The following is a 15,946-nucleotide window of genomic DNA, read 5'->3' as shown; positions in this document are numbered from 1 at the left end:
GGGGCCTCGATGGGGATGGTGGCGTGATTAGTCACCGATAGGCTGGCGACCTGTGGGCGGATTTAGAGTCAGCAAAGATGACCTGATCCGGCGAAGTTTTTCAAGCGTTCGGTCCGGTGTGCGCCGGGCAACCGCCGTGGCAATGATATCGATGGTTGCCAGAAAGACATGCCGGGTGGCCGTTGGCTTATAAATATCAGGGTTTTCCGGCATATCAATGCCAATCACAAGGTCGCTTTCGGTGGCAAGCGGACTTTGCGGGTGGGTCATGGAGATGACCTTTGCCCCGTATTGGCGGGCAATGGCGGCACTATGGATCAGTTCGGTCGGGCGGCCACTGGTGGAGATGGCAAAAAGCACATCTTCCTCGCCAAAGGTTGAGGCCAGCATGCGCTGAAGGTAACCATCACTTTGGGCCTGTGCGGGAATGCCAAGACGGAAAAACCGGTTGGCGGCATCAAAGGCAACGGTGGTGGAGCCGCCGCCAACGCCCATAAAGGCGATCTGGCGGGCATTGGCCAGAATGTCGGCAGCCTTGTCGATTTCGGTGCTTGAAAGCTGTTCGCGCAGAAAGCGCAAATTATCGACAATCACACCCAGCACGTGATTGGAAAGCACGTCGGCGGCTGTTGTGTCGTCGGCCAGATCTTCGGGGGCCAGGTATTGCATACTGACCGCAAGGTTCTGTGCCAGCCGTATTTTGAAATCACGAAACCCGTCGCACCCAAGGGTCCGGCAAAACCGGATCACGGTCGGTTCGCTGACGCCGACCTTTTGCGCAAGATCGGAAAGCGCGATGGTTGTGACGTCTTGCAGGTGATCCTGAACGTAGTCGGCAACCCGCTGTTCGCGTGCGGGAAAGGTTCCGGCCTTTCGACGCAGGAGGCTGATGATATCGACGGTAGGTTGCATGCGAGCGTTCCGATCATTCTCGAATATGAGGTGCTGTTACCAGCACCCAACTGATAAATAACACTTTTTGGTTTGCAGGCGATAGCTTCGATCTTGATCCCGAGATTACCCATCCTGCCGGATATAACCGTAAAGCGGGCAGGACGTTCATTGCCGAATTGTTTGATCGCCGTTGCTATCTTCCGGTGGTTTTGGGTGGGTGGCCCAAATAATATAGGCAAAAATGTAGTTTAACTACTTATAATATCACTCGTTATAGATCGTTCGTGGTGATATTTGCAATTATGACTCAAAAATATGTAGACAAGCTACAAAAATGTCATCACGATGTAGAAAAATTACATAAAACATTCATCAGCGGAGAGATTAAGTAAGATGGCGCTGCGCCGTGTTGAAGCCACAGCCGCATTGATCAGCCGGTCCCTGAACTGGGTGGTCGAACGAGTGATTGCCGTCCTGATGCTGGCCCTTGTGCTGGATGTCTGGCTTGGCGTGATTGATCGTTACATTTTTCACTGGCAATTACCGTGGCCCGAAGAACTTGCACGTTACCTGATGATCTGGGCGGCGCTTTTGGCGGTGTCGGCGGGGATTGCGCGGCGCGAACATATCGGCATCGGGATGTTTATCCTTAACATGCCGATGCCCGTGCAGCGTACGGTTCTGTTCTGTGTCGATCTGGTTGCGCTGTGCGCGTTTCTGTATCTGGCGATTTACGGCTTTGACTTTGCCGTCGGCGGTATGCGCCGTCAGGCGATGATCTTTGGCATGACGCTGGCACTGCCTTATGCCGCGGTGCCGGTTGCGTCCCTGCTTGCTGCCATTCAGTTGCTGCTGGTCGCGCTTCGCGATCAGGGCCGTTTTGTTCCCATCGATCTGGCGGAGGGCGCGGAATGATCGTCGGTATTACTTTTGTCGTTCTGATGGTTCTGGGCATGCCGATCGGCTTTGCCCTTGGCGTTGCCGGGGTGATCGGCCTTTATGACATGGGCGGGGGCATGTTCCTTGTTCAGGGGCCAAGCAAGGTCTTTAACGGTCTGAACGTATTCCCGTTTCTTGCCATGCCGTTCTTTATTCTGGCTGGCGAGATCATGAACCATATCGGCATCACCAGCCGTCTTGTTCTTTTTGCGCAGGCGCTTGTCGGGCATTTCCGCGGCGGGTTGGCACATACCAACATGCTGGCGTCAGTTTTCTTTGCCGGGTTGACCGGAGCGGCGACTGCCGATGCGGCGGCCTTTGGCAAGACACTTGTGCCGGCGATGGTTGAGCGTGGATATCGCCGCGATTATGCCTGTGCCGTGACCGCAGCCGGGTCGATCATTGGTCCGACCATTCCGCCGTCGGGATTGATGGTTGTTTACGGGTCGCTGATGGGGGTTTCCATCGGTGGATTGTTTGCCGCCGGTATCCTGCCGGGGCTTATGATTTGCCTGATTTGCATGACGGTGATCGCGGTGACCGCGCGGTCCAAGAACCTTCCGAAAAACGAACGCCGGGCGAACCTTTTGGAAATCTGGAAGATTTTCAAATCATCCATCACGGCCCTGATCATGCCTTTGATCATTCTGGGCGGTATTCTGGGCGGGATTGTTACCCCGACGGAGGCGGCATCGGTTGCCGTGGCCTATGCACTGTTTATCGGTATCTTTATTTACCGTGCGCTGACATTTGCCGATTTCTTCAAGATGCTGATCCGCACTGCCAGGGTGACGGGGGTGATTTTCATCATCATCGCCTTTGCGTCGATCCTTGGCTGGTGGCTGAGCTTCAATCGCATTCCGCAGGAAGTTGCGAGCCTTGTCCTGGGGTTGTCGTCCGATCCCTATATGGTCATTTTCATGATCGTCGCCCTGTTGCTGATGATCGGGATGGTCATGGATATCAATGCAATCCTGATCATTCTGGCCCCGGTTCTGGTGCCATTGACGGTTCAGATCGGCATGGATCCGATCCATGCCGGGATCATCTTTGTCCTTGCACTTAACATCTCGCTGATGACGCCGCCCGTGGGTGCGTGCCTGTTCGTGCTGTCGTCTGTCACGGGTGAAAAGCTTGAAAAAATTGCCGCCCAGCTTTGGCCATTCCTTTTGGCGGAGCTGGGTGTGCTGTTCCTGTTTGCCTTCTGGTCCGATCTTGCCCTCGCGATCCCGCGATTGCTGGGCTTCCGGTAACCGGTGGCAATGAAACGCCCCGATCAGGTCCGGATCGGGGCATCAAAACCAAGACCGCGGACAGAAATAAAAGGCCTTAATCAAGGAGAGGTAGAATGAATACGATGAAGCGTTTCGGGGCATTTGCCCTTGCGACGGCCATGCTGGCCAGCACCACGTCATTGGCCTATGCGGAACCCAAGGTTCTGAAATTTGCCCATGACAACAAGGAAGACCCGTTTGAAAACCCGGCGCATGCCTGCACCGCTGTTTTCGCCAACATTGTCGAAGCCGACACCAATGGTGAGGTCAAGGTAGAGGTTTATCCGTCCAACCAGCTTGGTTCGGCCGCCGAACATGTGCAGATGGTTCGCGATGGTCTGATCCAGGCGACCCTGACCTCGACCGGGGCAATCGCATCCTATTATCCGCGTATCGACGTTCTGAACCTTGCCTTTGCGTTTGACAGCAACGCATCGACCTATGACGTTTTTGATGGTCCGTTTGGACAGAAACTGGCAAGCGATATCGAAAGCACCCTTGGCGATGTCAAGGTTCTTGGCTTCCCGGATACCGGCGGGTTCTTTGCCGTGACCAACTCCAAGCATCCGATTGCAACGCTTGAGGACTTCAAAGGCATTCGTGTTCGCACCATGTCGCTGCCGTCGCACCAGAAAATCATGCAGTCGCTGGGTGCAGAAGCCTATCCGATGGCGTGGGGCGAAGTGTATGCCGGTCTTCAGACGGGCGTGATCGATGGTCAGATGAACCCGGTTCCGACCGTGACCTTTGCCAAATTCAACGAAGTGCAGGGGTATCTGACCCTGACCAACCACCTGTTTTCGCCTTACACCTTTATGCTGTCGAAAGCATTCTGGGATGATCTGACTGCCGACCAGCAGAAGATTGTTCGTTATGCCGCGCAGTCCTGCATTGTTGCCAGCCGCGGTGTGTCGCGCGTGATCGAGGCATCTGATCGTGGTCTTGCCGGTTTGACCGACAAAATGGAAATCACGGCACTGAGCGCGGAAGAGCGTCAGAAGCTTAAAGATGTAACCCAGCCGGTCGTGGTCAAACACGTTCAGGAATCTTTGGGCACGGAAGGCGTTGAACTTCTCGAACTGTTCCAGACGGAAGTCGATAAAGCCAACGCCCACCGCTACATGGAATAATCCATGGGCGTGCGGGTGGTGCTTCACCCGCACGCTTTTTTCTTTTGCACATAAAATATGATGATTACAAAGAACAAAAAGGATGGGGTCATGAGGATTTTTTGCGCCTCTATTGCGACCGAAACCAACACATTCTCGCCGTTGCGCACCGATTTTTCCGATTTCAAGGAAAGCTTCTATGCACCGCCCGGACAGCATCCGGTGACCCCGACGCTGTGTAGTGCCGTCTTTACCGAGGCGCGCGCGCGTGCGGCAAAGGAAGGCTGGGACCTGATCGAGGGAACCGCCACCTGGGCCGAGCCGGGCGGTTTGGTCAATCGGGAAACCTATGAACAATTGCGCGACGAGGTTCTGGGCCAGTTGCGTGCGGCCATGCCGGTTGATGCGGTTATTCTGGGCCTGCACGGGGCGATGGTGGCGCAAGGATATCTGGATTGCGAAGGCGATCTGATTTCGCGTGTTCGCGACATTGTCGGGCCGGACGTTATTATCGGCACCAGTTATGACCCGCACAGCCACCTGACAGAGCAGCGCATTGCGAACGCCGATATTATCGTCGCGTTCAAGGAATTCCCCCATACCGATTTTGTCGATGCCGGGCGTTCGGTGGTTGATCTGGTGTTGCGTACGCTTCGCGGCGAGATCAAGCCGACCAAGGCGGTTTTTGACTGCCACATGATCGAAGTTCTGCCGACATCACGCGAACCGATGCGATCCTTTATTGACCGCGCCAAGGCGATGGAGGGGGCCGGTGATGTTCTTTCGGTATCGTTTATTCACGGCTTTATGGCCGGTGATGTGCCCGATCTTGGTGCCAAGGTGATTGTGACCACCAACAATGACCCGGCCAAGGCAAACGAGATTGCCCAAAAGCTGGGTCAGGAGCTTTTCGGGTTCCGTGGTACGACACGGCCAAGTTTTGTAACCCCGGATGTCGCCCTTGATCAGGCATTGGCAAGCGATGCACGGCCGATTGTTCTGACCGATGTGTGGGATAATCCGGGCGGCGGTGTGCCCGGTGACAGCACGATTTTGCTGCGGGCCGTAATGGAACGCGGGCTTCGTGATTTTGCAGTTGGCACCATCTGGGACCCGATGGCGGTTCGGGTTTGCATTTCGGCCGGCGAGGGCGCGACATTGCCATTACGCTTTGGCGGAAAAACCGGTGCGCATGCCGGGGCACCGATTGATGCCGAAGTGCGGGTGAAAAAAATCCGGCGCGATTCATGGCAGTATTTCGGCGACAGCATCGTGCCGCTGGGCGATTGCGCGGTGATCGAGCTTCCGGGTGGGGGGGAGGTGATCCTGAATTCCAACCGGTCGCAAAGCTTCGATCCCAGCCTGTTTTCGAATATGGGCATTGATCCGACGGCGAAAAAATATCTGTTTATCAAATCGACCAATCACTTCTACGATGCGTTTGCCAAGATCGCGGGCGAGATCATTTATGTCGATGTCCACGGACCTTATCCGTCCGATCCGAAAACCAATGGATATCGTCATCTGACACGCCCGATATGGCCGATTGTTGATGACCCGTTTGCGGCAATTGCAAGCTGATTGCTGCCACCACCTGATTTGATAAGGACGCTGCCCCGATGACCGGAATGCCCCAATATCCCGAACTTGATACGCCGTGCGCGGTTGTTGATCTTGATATCGTTGACCGAAATATCGAAAGCTATCAGGCCTATTGCGACAAACACGGGATCGGGCTGCGTCCGCATATCAAAACCCATAAAATTCCGGCCTTTGCCGCCCAGCAGATGAAGGCCGGGGCGATTGGCATCACCTGCCAGAAAATCGGCGAGGCCGAGGTAATGGCAGATGCGGGGCTGGATGATATTCTTCTGACCTATAACGTATTGGGCGAACGCAAACTGGCCCGTTTGCGGGCCTTGTTTGACCGGATCAAAAGCCTGCGCGTGGTGGCCGACAATGCGGTTGTGGTTGAAGGATTGTCCAAGGCCTTTGCCGACAGTGCCAAGCCGCTTGAAATCCTGATTGAATGCGATACCGGTGGTGGGCGTTGCGGGGTGCAAAACCCGGCAGAGGCCGTTGAACTGGCAAAGAAAATTCAATCGCTTCCGGGCGTGAAATTTATCGGTCTGATGACCTATCCGGCGACCGGTGGTGGTGCCAAGGTTGAGGCATTTTTCACCACGGCCATGAAGGAACTGGATGCGATTGGCCTTGAATGCCCGGTGCGCAGTTCCGGTGGGACGCCCGATATGTGGTTGGCCCATGAAGTGCCGTCTGTGACCGAACATCGCATCGGGACTTATATTTATAATGACCGATCCCTGATGGCGCGTGGGGTTTGCAAGGAAGATGATTGTGCACTTCGGGTTTTGACCGAAATCGTATCCTTGCCGACGCCGGGCCGGGCGATCATTGATGCCGGGTCAAAGGTTCTGACATCCGATTTGCTGGGCCTTGACGGATATGGCTATGTCGTGGGGCATCCCGATGTTGCGGTCAAGGCTCTGTCCGAGGAACACGGCATTTTGCATTTCGATCCGGCGACAAAACCGTTTGAAATCGGCCAGCGGATCGAAATCATCCCGAATCATGTCTGCGTTGTCAGCAACATGCTGGATCAGGTGCATCTGGTGCGTAATGGCGATATCGAAACGGTTGATGTTGCCGCGCGTGGTTGCGTGCTTTAAGGCAAGCGTATCTATGCCGGGTCGTGATTGGGCAGATAGCCGGTGAAACCGGTAATCAGCCATTTTCCATCGATCTGTTTTTCGCAGTAATAATGGGTTTTCCAAAGCAGACGGTCGGTTGATCCGTCTGCTTTTTTTATGGTGCCGTTGAAATGTTTGCGCACCAGTGCACGATTGCCGGTGATATCGATTTTCGAAAGGTCGGTGGCACGAAAACTCCGTCGAACAGGTCTTCGGCATAATCGATTTCCTGTGCAACAATCGCCTGACGCAGCCATTCGTCACGATAGGCTGCCAGATCGGGAAACATCATTTTCCAGTCATCCGGATCGTCGGATTTACAGGCATCGATGGCGTAAAAACCGTCTGCCTTGAAGTCATCTTGCACCATGGACCAGTCGGCCGCGACAAAGGCCGCGATGTCGCGTGGCACCAGCATTTCCCAAATCTGATTGCGATCCGCATCATCGGCGGGGAACGGGCTTTGGATATTGCGGCTGCTCATGGTCTATCCGGCTGATTTTAAAATTGATTTTCGATATTCTGCCATTGCCTTTCAGGTCTTGCAATCACGACCGCATTTGTATCGCATTGCGTGAAGAACCTTAGCGTAGCGTTTGCAAAAACCTGAAAAATAAAGAAAGATTATCGGACAGGCTTGATCTGCCGATAATAATTCCGGTCCGGGCAACGCAAACGAGGTTCAGATGAGTTGGGGTGGTTTTACCCTTGCCGAGCTTGAATGGCAGTATAATCCGCGCGAAACCGTGCCGGAATATATGACCTGTTTTGAACGGTTTGTTCGTTTGTCCGACGATACACGGGCAAGTGTCCACCACATGACCGATATCCGTTATGGGGGCGGGCCCCAGGAAACCATGGATGTTTATCCGGCAGCCGAGCCGGACGCACCGGTGCATGTGTTTTTCCATGGTGGGTATTGGCGAAGCCAGGACAAAAAGGACTATGCGTTTGTTGCCCGCGACCTCAACGCCGCGGGCTTTACTGTCATTTGTGCGAATTATGATCTGTGCCCGGATGTGACGGTGGCGGAAATCACCCGTCAGGCGATCCGTTGCATGACCTTCATTTACCAGAATATCGGCGACTTTAACGGGGATCGGGATCGTATCAGCATTTCCGGTCATTCGGCAGGCGGGCAGATTGTCGCGCGCCTCGCGGTTCATCATTGGGAAGATACCCTTAATGATGCCTATCCGTTTTGTGCGGTTGTTCCGGTTTCCGGGGTTTTTGATCTGGAACCGATCCGGTTCACCAGTATCAACAACGACCTGCAACTTAATGCCGCGACGGCAGCGGATAATTCACCGATGCTTGATGCCGTCCCACACGACATCAAAATGATGGTCGTGGTCGGTAGTAACGAAAGCCCGGAATTTGTCCGCCAAAGCGATGCTTATGCCGCCTATTGCAGTCGGGAAGGACTGCATGTTCCGGTTTATAAGGCATGGGGGGCGAACCATTTCACGGTGCTTGAAGAACTTTATCTTGGCACCGGTTCAATGTTTGGCCATTTCAAACGTTTTTTGCAGCGTTAATTTCACCCATTTCGGGAAGATTTTTGACCGGAAACAAAGTGAAAAACAGTGTGCGATCCTGTGACGCATGTCCTTTGACGTGGTATAAGATATCAACGCTACCACGCTGAAATCGAAAATAAATTTACAGGAAGGCCCATGCGTTTCATCTCTGCCGAAGAAATCGATAAATTCGTCTCGCCCCGCGATCTGGTTGAGGCGCTCCGTCAAGGATTTGCCGATGGCTGCGAAGCGCCGCTACGCAGCCATTTCAACATGGAACGCAGCAATGAGGATGACGCGACGTTTCTAATCATGCCTGCCTGGCAAAAGGATGGCGCTGCCGGGGTCAAGGTTGCGGCCGTTGTGCCGGGAAATTCGGCGCGTAACCTGCCGGCGGTTTCGGGGACTTATATCCTGCTTGATGCCGTGACCGGGCAACCATCGGCGGTGATTGACGGTACAAAATTGACGACACGCCGGACGGCGGCGGCATCGGCATTGGCGGCGGACTACCTTGCGCGCCAAGATACGCGCGAAATGGTCATGGTCGGTTCCGGGGCGATGGCACCCAATCTGATCAATGCACATGCGTCGGTGCGTCCGATCAAAAAGGTCACGATCTGGAACCGCAATGGCGACAAGGCCCGCGCATTAGCCGCCGAAACCGCCACCCTTGGGTTTGAGGCGGTGGGTACGGATGATTTGGAAACTGCCTGTAAGAGTGCCGATCTGATTTCATGCGCGACACTTTCGACCGAGCCGCTGGTCCGTGGTGAATGGCTTCGCGAGGGGACGCATGTTGATCTGGTCGGGGCGTTCAAGCCGACCATGCGCGAAACCGATGATGCCCTGATGCAGAAATGCCGGATTTATGTTGATAGTTTTGAAGGGGCCGCGGCCGAGGGCGGTGATGTGGTGCAGCCGCTAAATGCCGGATCGATTTCAAAATCCGATATTCTCGGCGATCTGTTCGGCCTGACGCGTGGTGAGGTCAAGGGACGCGAGACAGATACGGAATGTACGGTTTTCAAATCCGTCGGTCATTCGCTGGAAGATTTTGTTGCGGCAGTCGCGGTTGTCGATGCGGTGGGAAAGGCCGGTAAATGATCAGTACCGATCTTTTTGCCCCGGAGATTCTTGAAAGCTATCGCGGGACGGTGCCGCAGGACTGGATCGATTTTAACGGTCACGTCAATGTTGGCTATTACGTGGTTGGTTTTGATCTGGGGTCTGTGGCGTTTCTGGACGGGGTCGGGATGGGGCGGACATATCCCGAGCGGCGCGGGTTTTCGACCTTTGCGCTTGAAATGCACATCACCTATGACCGGGAAATTCACCTTAATGACCCGTTCGTGATCCATACGCAAATTCTGGATTGCGATCACAAACGCATTCACATGTATCACGAATTGCGTCACGGGACCGAAGGGTGGCTGTCGGCGACCAATGAAATCATCACGATGCATATCGATATGGAAACGCGCCGTTCGGCGGCATTTCCCGATGACATTCAAAAGACGCTTGATCTGATCCGTGAGGCGCATCGCGGTTTGCCGGTGCCAACGGGTGTCGGGCGCAAGATCGGTATTCGCCGCAAGGAATAACGATTTTCAATGCTCCGAAATGAGCAAACCCGCATCCGGTGATGCGGGTTTTTGCGTTCAGGCGACCTTTACAAACAGCTTGCAGATTTCGCCGCTGTTGTTCACGTCCTGATCGCGTTCATAGGTCAGGCCCAGTTTGGCGAGAAGTTTAAGCGATACGGTATTTTCCGGCAGCGTATAGCCAAATATCCGATCAAAGCCCAGCGTATCGTGGCCATAGTCGATCAGGGCGGTACTGACTTCGAAGGCATAGCCCCTGCCATGATGGCTTTCGGTAATGGCATAACCGATATCGGGTGCATCAAGCGTGTCGCGTTTGACAAATCCGCAAAGCCCGATACTGCATCCGGATGCCTTTTCATCGACGATGTAAAGCCCGAAACCGTGTTTCAGATAGCTGCTGAGAAGCCGGTCATCAATAAATTTTCGGGCGGCATCAAGATCATGGATATTGCGATCCCCGATAAACCGTATCCAGCCCGGTTCGTTCAGCAGTTGCATGATAAAGTGGGCGTCGTTGTGGGTTCCGTGACGCACAAGCGTTCTTTTGGTTTCCAGTATTGTCATACTGTATTACCCTTGGTTTCGTGGCAGCGAATATCGCATGCTAGCGTAGAACGTGCATAAATAAACAATGAATTCGCCAAATACCGGCGGCGGAGGTCCGATATGGCTGTAAGGCCGATTAAGCTTAGCTTTGAAGGTGCACTGGGGGCACAGCTTTCGGCACGGTTGGATTTGCCAACGGGGCCGGTTCGGGCCTATGCGCTGTTTGCGCATTGTTTTACGTGCAGTAAGGACCTGACGGCGGCGCGCAAGATCGCGCAGTCGCTGACCATGCAGGGGATTGGCGTTTTGCGGTTCGATTTTACCGGGCTTGGCGGATCGGGTGGTGATTTTGCATCGACCAATTTCACATCCAATCTGGATGACCTGAAACGCGCGGCCGATTTCCTGCGGCATGAATTTGCCGCCCCCCGTTTGCTGATCGGGCATTCGTTGGGCGGGGCGGCGGTTTTGGCCGTTGCCGATAGCGTGCCCGAAGCAACCGCGGTTGCAACGATTGGTGCGCCCGCCGATGTCGAGCATGTGACCCATAATTTCGCCGATTACCTTGAAGATATCGAACGGGACGGGCAGGCCGAAGTTTCGTTAAGCGGGCGGCCCTTTGTGATCAAGAAGCATTTCATTGACGATCTGCGTGCCCACAATATTGAAAAATCGGTCGGCAGATTGCACAAGGCGTTGCTGGTGCTGCATGCGCCGATGGATCAGACGGTGGGTATTGAAAATGCCGCACGGATTTTTGATGCCGCCAAGCATCCGAAAAGTTTTGTGTCGCTTGATAGTGCGGATCATTTGTTACGCGATCCCGATGATGCGACCTATGCCGCCGAGGTGATCAGCGCCTGGGCCAAGCGTTATATTACCGACGAAGACCCGGTCAATGACGAAGTGCCAGACGGTGCCGTCGTGGTGCGTGAAACCGGGCTTGGCAAGTTTCAGGCGATGGTTCTGGCCGGGCATCATCGTATGTTGGCCGATGAGCCCGAAGATGTTGGCGGGTTTGACAGCGGACCGTCACCTTATGATTTTCTGGCGGCCGCCCTTGGGTCATGCACGGTGATGACGATGCGGATGTATGCCGATCAGAAACAGATACCGGTCGATGGCATTCGGGTCGAAGTCCGACATGATAAAATCCACGCAAGCGATTGTATGGAATGCGGGGCAGAGTTCGAGCAAAAGGGCGGCAAGATCGACCGGTTTGAACGGATCATTACCCTGCATGGTGATTTTACCGAGGAAGTCCGGGAAAAGCTGATCGCGATTGCCAATAAATGCCCGGTACATCGGACATTGGAAGCCAAGTCATTGATCGTGACACGGGACGAGCGGGATCGGTAGAATTCATATTCCCGTGCAAATGGCCAAAATAAAAACGCCCGGCGAAATCAGCCGGGCGTTTTGCATTCGGGTCGGAAGTGGCCGGATTACGGTTTTGCCGCAACCACGATGAATTCAACCAGATAGTCCGGGGTGGCAAGTTTGGCTTCGCCGCATGCACGTGCCGGGGTGTGCCCCTGCGGGACCCATGCATCCCAGATTTCGTTCATTTTGGCGAAGTCAGCCATATCGGCAAGCCAGATGGTGGTCGACAGGATGTTTTCCTTTGACGCGCCGCATTCGGCCAGAAGCGCATCAACCTTGGCAAGGCATTCCTTGGTCTGGTTGGTGACGTCGCTGCCCGGTTCGCCAACCTGGCCAGCAAGATAGATGGTGTTGCCATGAACAACGGCCTGGCTCATGCGGGGGCCGGTGTGAAAACGCTGAACGGTCATCAAAGTCTCCTGATATCAAGATATGATTGGGTTTTGGTATGATTATGCGGCGTGATTATCACGTTTGGTAACGCCGCACCAGTCGGCAATGAACAGGGCAAGGACCTCGGTGACTTCCATCATGCTGGAAATCGAGACCCGTTCGTCAATGCCATGAATTCGTTCGGCTTTCGGGCCATAACAGGTGGCCGGGATATTGCCGTAAATCTGGAAGAACCGCGCATCCGTCGTCGCGGTGGAAGCATAGTTTTTGATCGTATTGCCGGTGACTTCGTGGTGAATGTCGCCGATCATGGTCATCATCGGATGGGTTTCGTCCATGACGCATCCCTCGGCCTGAAAACCGCGATAAGTGATGTCGAATTTTGCCCCCTTGCAGGCCGGGTGATTTTCCATCGCACTTTTTGCAACTTCTTCGATGGTTTCACGGACCTTGGCCAATTCCATGCCGGGATAGAACCCGACACGGATATCGGCCGAACAAACCGGCGGCACGGTTGATGCCCATTCACCGCCTTCGATCTTGCCCAGATTGAAGTTCACCGGATGGATATGCGCACCATAGGCCGCATGACGGTGGGTGGGGTGGTTCCAGATGTCTTCGACTTCTTTCAGGGTTTCGAAAAAGCCAAAGGCGGCCTCGATGGCGTTACTTCCGGCTGAGGTATCAAGCACATGTGCCGGACTTCCGGTGACGTGAAGCTGAAACCACATCACGCCAAGCTGGGCGGTCATCAGCGTCTGATTGAACGGTTCGGGAATGATCGCACAATCGGCCCGATATCCGGCATGCAGGCAGGCTAAGGCACCATTGCCGGTGCATTCTTCTTCGACAACCGATTGCAGGATCACCGGGGCGGCGGGCTCAAGCCCCAGATCATGAAGGGCGGCAAGGGCGTTACAATAGGCAATGATGCCGGCCTTCATATCGCCAGCCCCACGGCCATAAAGCCAGTCGCGTTCGACATAGGGATCAAACGGTCCGCGTCGCCATTGCGCCACTGGCCCGGTCGGCACGACATCAATATGCCCGTTTAAAATCAGGCTGCGTCCGGTTTGTTTGGCCGGTTGATGAATACCGACGATATTTTCCCGTCCGTTATATTCCGTCGTAACCGGTGGGGAAAAGCCCGGTAAATCACGCAATGCGTCAATATTGATCGCAACCCGTTCGACCGAAAGCCCCATATCGGCGAAACGATCCGCGACCCAGTTCTGGGCGGATGTTTCATTGCCCAGAAGGCTGTCATGGCGAACCAAAGCGCAAAGGTCGTCAATCGCACGATCCCGGCGATTGGCAACGGCACTGCGCAGTTCATTGCGATCAAAATGGGTCATGGCACGATTTCCGTTCAATCCTTACGCGGTTTGGCCAAGGCCGGGACGGGTGGCGGCAAGGGCATCTTCGGTCACGCCAAGTTTCACCATCCGGTCCGGAACGCCATCGCCGCAAATCAGGCTGGCGGCATATTCACCCATTGCGGGGGCGGTTTGAATGCCATAGCCGCCCTGACCGGCAAGCCAGTAAAAGCCATCCGCATCTGGGTCGAATGCCGATACCGGATCGCCATCGGCAAAGAAGCTGCGCAGGCCGGCCCATGCTTCGCCGGGGCGATTGACCTTAAGCGTGGTTGCCGTCATCAGGCGGTCAATCGTGATGGCGATATCAAGTTCTTCGGGCTGGACATCATGGGGAACCGTCGGCGTTGCATCGGATGGCGATACCAGAAGGCGACCGGCATCTTCCTTGAAATACAGGCCTTCGCCGACATCAGATACCATGTGCCAGCCATGCGCATTGACATCAGATGGCAAATCAACCATCACCGCCGTGCGGCGTTTGGGGGTGATGCCCAATGGGGTAACGCCAGCCAGTTTTGCGATTTCATCGGCCCATGCACCGGATGCGTTAACGAGGATTTGGGCCTCATAGGTTTCGCCGCCTGCCGTGACCTGCCAGCCGGTTGTGGTTTTTGCAATTGCGGTGACATCGGCCTTGACCACCAGATCACCGCCAAGCTTTTTGAAATGGCGGATAAAGCCCCAATGCAGCGCATGAACATCAATATCCATCGCATCGGTTTCAAGTGCGCCACACGCGATCAGATCGGTATTAAGGATCGGGATCAGTTTTTTGATATCATCGGCTGTCAGGGCGACAACATTCGCGCCATTCGCGCGGCCTTCGGTAAGCAGTTCGTCAATCGCGCCTTCATTGCCGTGGGCGGCGGTCAGGATCACACCACGTGGGGTCAGGATCGGATTTTCGGTGAAACCTTCGGGCGGGTTCAGGAAAAAGTCCCGGCTGGCGGTCGACATCTTGCGGATGATTTTCGGGCCGTAGGTTTCGCTATAGAGTGCGGCGGACCGGCCGGTGCTGTGATAGCCGGGCTGATCTTCGCGTTCGAGAACCGTGACGGATTTTCCACGTTTGGCGAGAAAATAGGCTGCTGACATGCCGGCAATACCGCCGCCAATGATCAGGATATCGGATGTTTTCATTCGGGGCTCCCTGCGGTGGTGGCTTGAAAGGCGCTGATAAACTGAAAAAGGTTTTCAGCCAGTGTGTTACTGACATAACCACCTTCCTGCACTAGCACGGTTGGCAGATTGATGCCGCCAATTTTTTCGCCGATTTTGGCAAATCCGCCGGGTGTGACAGCCAGTCCGCCAAACGGATCATCCGATGATGCATCCAGACCCAGTGCAATCACAACCGCATCGGCGCTGAAATGATCAATCATGGCAAGCGCACGATCAAGGGCGGCCAGAAATGCGTCATCGCCGCTGCCAAGGGGCAGGGGATAATTGTGGTTGAAACCAAGCCCGGCATCCTGTCCGCGTTCTTCGGCATGGCCCCAGAAAAACGGATAGAAATCACGCGGGTCGGCATGGATCGACAGCGTCATGACATCATCACGGGCATAGAAAATATGCTGTGTGCCGTTGCCATGATGCAGATCGACATCAAGGATCGCAACGCGGTCGTATTTGAGGCGCAGTTCCTGTGCGGCAATCGCGCTGTTGTTCAGGTAACAGAAACCACCGGCGATATCGCGGCTGGCATGGTGGCCGGGGGGACGGCAAAGGGCATAGGCCGATCTGGCATTGCCATCGCGGACCTGGCACGCGGCGGCAATGGCGGTTTGCGCACTGGCATAGGCCGATTGCCAGGTGGTTGCCGATATCGGGCAGGATGTATCGCCCATATGAAAACCGGCCTTGCCCGCCGGTGATCTCGGATAGGGGCCAAGCCGGTCAAACGGATGAATACCGGGCACCACCAGATCAGACCCACCAACAGCCTTCCATTCGGCATGGATGGTTTGCAGGAATTTCAGATATTCCGGCGCATGAATGGCGGCAATCGGACCCATGCCGAAATCATCGGGGGTGCGCAAATCAAGCCCAAGCCGTTTTATGGCAGTGGTCAGGATTTCCGCCCGTTCGGGGACTTCGGGGATTGGCCGTGCTTCGCCCGCGACCATGAATGTCTGGCCGTGATGGCGAAGCTGATCGGCTGAGAAATAGGCATGCATCATGGGTGCCGCCT

16 protein-coding genes are annotated in these 15,946 nt (G+C 54.9%); 9 read left to right on the top strand and 7 right to left on the bottom strand.

Annotated elements, in window-relative coordinates:
• Positions 1-27: 27 nt before the first annotated feature.
• Entirely contained in the window at positions 28-912 is an 885-nt protein-coding gene (locus tag P8T57_RS20415) for a MurR/RpiR family transcriptional regulator (protein WP_341364131.1), read from the bottom strand.
• A 375-nt stretch (positions 913-1,287) separates the two neighbouring features.
• On the opposite strand from P8T57_RS20415, the gene P8T57_RS20410 reads away from it, so the two are divergent.
• The 5 genes from P8T57_RS20410 (at position 1,288) to P8T57_RS20390 (ending at position 6,906) form a co-directional block, all read left to right on the top strand.
• Positions 1,288-1,809 (top strand): TRAP transporter small permease, encoded by a 522-nt coding sequence (locus P8T57_RS20410; protein WP_341364130.1) that lies wholly within the window; start codon positions 1,288-1,290, stop codon positions 1,807-1,809.
• Positions 1,806-3,086 (top strand): TRAP transporter large permease, encoded by a 1,281-nt coding sequence (locus P8T57_RS20405; RefSeq protein WP_062953091.1) that lies wholly within the window; start codon positions 1,806-1,808, stop codon positions 3,084-3,086. The genes P8T57_RS20410 and P8T57_RS20405 overlap by 4 nt, the downstream gene beginning before the upstream one ends.
• Before the next feature lie 95 nt (positions 3,087-3,181).
• Positions 3,182-4,237 carry a DctP family TRAP transporter solute-binding subunit gene (locus tag P8T57_RS20400; protein WP_341364129.1) on the top strand — a complete coding sequence of 352 codons (1,056 nt, stop codon included), beginning with the start codon at positions 3,182-3,184 and terminating at the stop codon, positions 4,235-4,237.
• Positions 4,238-4,327: 90 nt separating this feature from the next.
• Positions 4,328-5,797 carry a M81 family metallopeptidase gene (locus tag P8T57_RS20395; RefSeq protein ID WP_341364128.1) on the top strand — a complete coding sequence of 490 codons (1,470 nt, stop codon included), beginning with the start codon at positions 4,328-4,330 and terminating at the stop codon, positions 5,795-5,797.
• 38 nt (positions 5,798-5,835) lie between these two features.
• A complete protein-coding gene (locus P8T57_RS20390; protein WP_007089342.1) occupies positions 5,836-6,906 on the top strand; it encodes a D-TA family PLP-dependent enzyme in 1,071 nt (356 codons plus the stop codon).
• Positions 6,907-7,042: 136 nt separating this feature from the next.
• On the opposite strand, the gene P8T57_RS20385 is transcribed toward P8T57_RS20390, so the two are convergent.
• On the bottom strand, positions 7,043-7,411 hold the full coding sequence (locus P8T57_RS20385) for a hypothetical protein (protein WP_341364127.1): 369 nt from the start codon (positions 7,409-7,411) through the stop codon (positions 7,043-7,045).
• Positions 7,412-7,613: 202 nt separating this feature from the next.
• Between P8T57_RS20385 and P8T57_RS20380 the strand changes: the two genes are divergently transcribed.
• The 3 genes from P8T57_RS20380 to P8T57_RS20370 all read left to right on the top strand — a co-directional run bounded on the left by P8T57_RS20380 (position 7,614) and on the right by P8T57_RS20370 (position 10,051).
• Positions 7,614-8,465 (top strand): alpha/beta hydrolase, encoded by an 852-nt coding sequence (locus P8T57_RS20380; RefSeq protein WP_341364126.1) that lies wholly within the window; start codon positions 7,614-7,616, stop codon positions 8,463-8,465.
• Between the two features lie 138 nt (positions 8,466-8,603).
• A complete protein-coding gene (locus P8T57_RS20375; protein WP_341364125.1) occupies positions 8,604-9,554 on the top strand; it encodes an ornithine cyclodeaminase family protein in 951 nt (316 codons plus the stop codon).
• On the top strand, positions 9,551-10,051 hold the full coding sequence (locus P8T57_RS20370) for a thioesterase family protein (RefSeq protein ID WP_341364124.1): 501 nt from the start codon (positions 9,551-9,553) through the stop codon (positions 10,049-10,051). The genes P8T57_RS20375 and P8T57_RS20370 overlap by 4 nt, the downstream gene beginning before the upstream one ends.
• Positions 10,052-10,108: 57 nt before the next feature.
• Here the strand turns inward: P8T57_RS20370 and P8T57_RS20365 are convergent, their stop codons facing one another.
• Positions 10,109-10,618: a GNAT family N-acetyltransferase gene (locus P8T57_RS20365; RefSeq protein WP_341364123.1), complete on the bottom strand. Its 510-nt coding sequence runs from the start codon at positions 10,616-10,618 to the stop codon at positions 10,109-10,111.
• A 102-nt stretch (positions 10,619-10,720) separates the two neighbouring features.
• Here P8T57_RS20365 and P8T57_RS20360 point away from each other — a divergent pair, with 102 nt between their 5' ends.
• Positions 10,721-11,959 carry a bifunctional alpha/beta hydrolase/OsmC family protein gene (locus P8T57_RS20360; RefSeq protein ID WP_007089348.1) on the top strand — a complete coding sequence of 413 codons (1,239 nt, stop codon included), beginning with the start codon at positions 10,721-10,723 and terminating at the stop codon, positions 11,957-11,959.
• A gap of 86 nt (positions 11,960-12,045) precedes the next feature.
• On the opposite strand, the gene P8T57_RS20355 is transcribed toward P8T57_RS20360, so the two are convergent.
• From P8T57_RS20355 to P8T57_RS20340, 4 genes are read right to left on the bottom strand one after another with little or no spacing between them, the layout of a single operon-like run.
• Entirely contained in the window at positions 12,046-12,393 is a 348-nt protein-coding gene (locus tag P8T57_RS20355; protein ID WP_037991412.1) for a RidA family protein, read from the bottom strand.
• 42 nt (positions 12,394-12,435) lie between these two features.
• On the bottom strand, positions 12,436-13,731 hold the full coding sequence (locus P8T57_RS20350) for an ArgE/DapE family deacylase (RefSeq protein ID WP_341364122.1): 1,296 nt from the start codon (positions 13,729-13,731) through the stop codon (positions 12,436-12,438).
• 21 nt (positions 13,732-13,752) lie between these two features.
• Positions 13,753-14,895: an FAD-binding oxidoreductase gene (locus P8T57_RS20345; RefSeq protein ID WP_114093334.1), complete on the bottom strand. Its 1,143-nt coding sequence runs from the start codon at positions 14,893-14,895 to the stop codon at positions 13,753-13,755.
• Positions 14,892-15,935, bottom strand: coding sequence for a histone deacetylase family protein (locus P8T57_RS20340; RefSeq protein WP_341364121.1), 1,044 nt, complete (start codon positions 15,933-15,935; stop codon positions 14,892-14,894). The genes P8T57_RS20345 and P8T57_RS20340 overlap by 4 nt, the downstream gene beginning before the upstream one ends.
• Positions 15,936-15,946: the final 11 nt, after the last annotated feature.

The organism is Thalassospira sp. SN3W (assembly GCF_038070535.1).
GTDB lineage: Bacteria > Pseudomonadota > Alphaproteobacteria > Rhodospirillales > Thalassospiraceae > Thalassospira > Thalassospira xiamenensis.
Note: the sequence above shows the minus strand (reverse complement) of the source record. Positions and strands in the feature narration are given on the sequence as shown.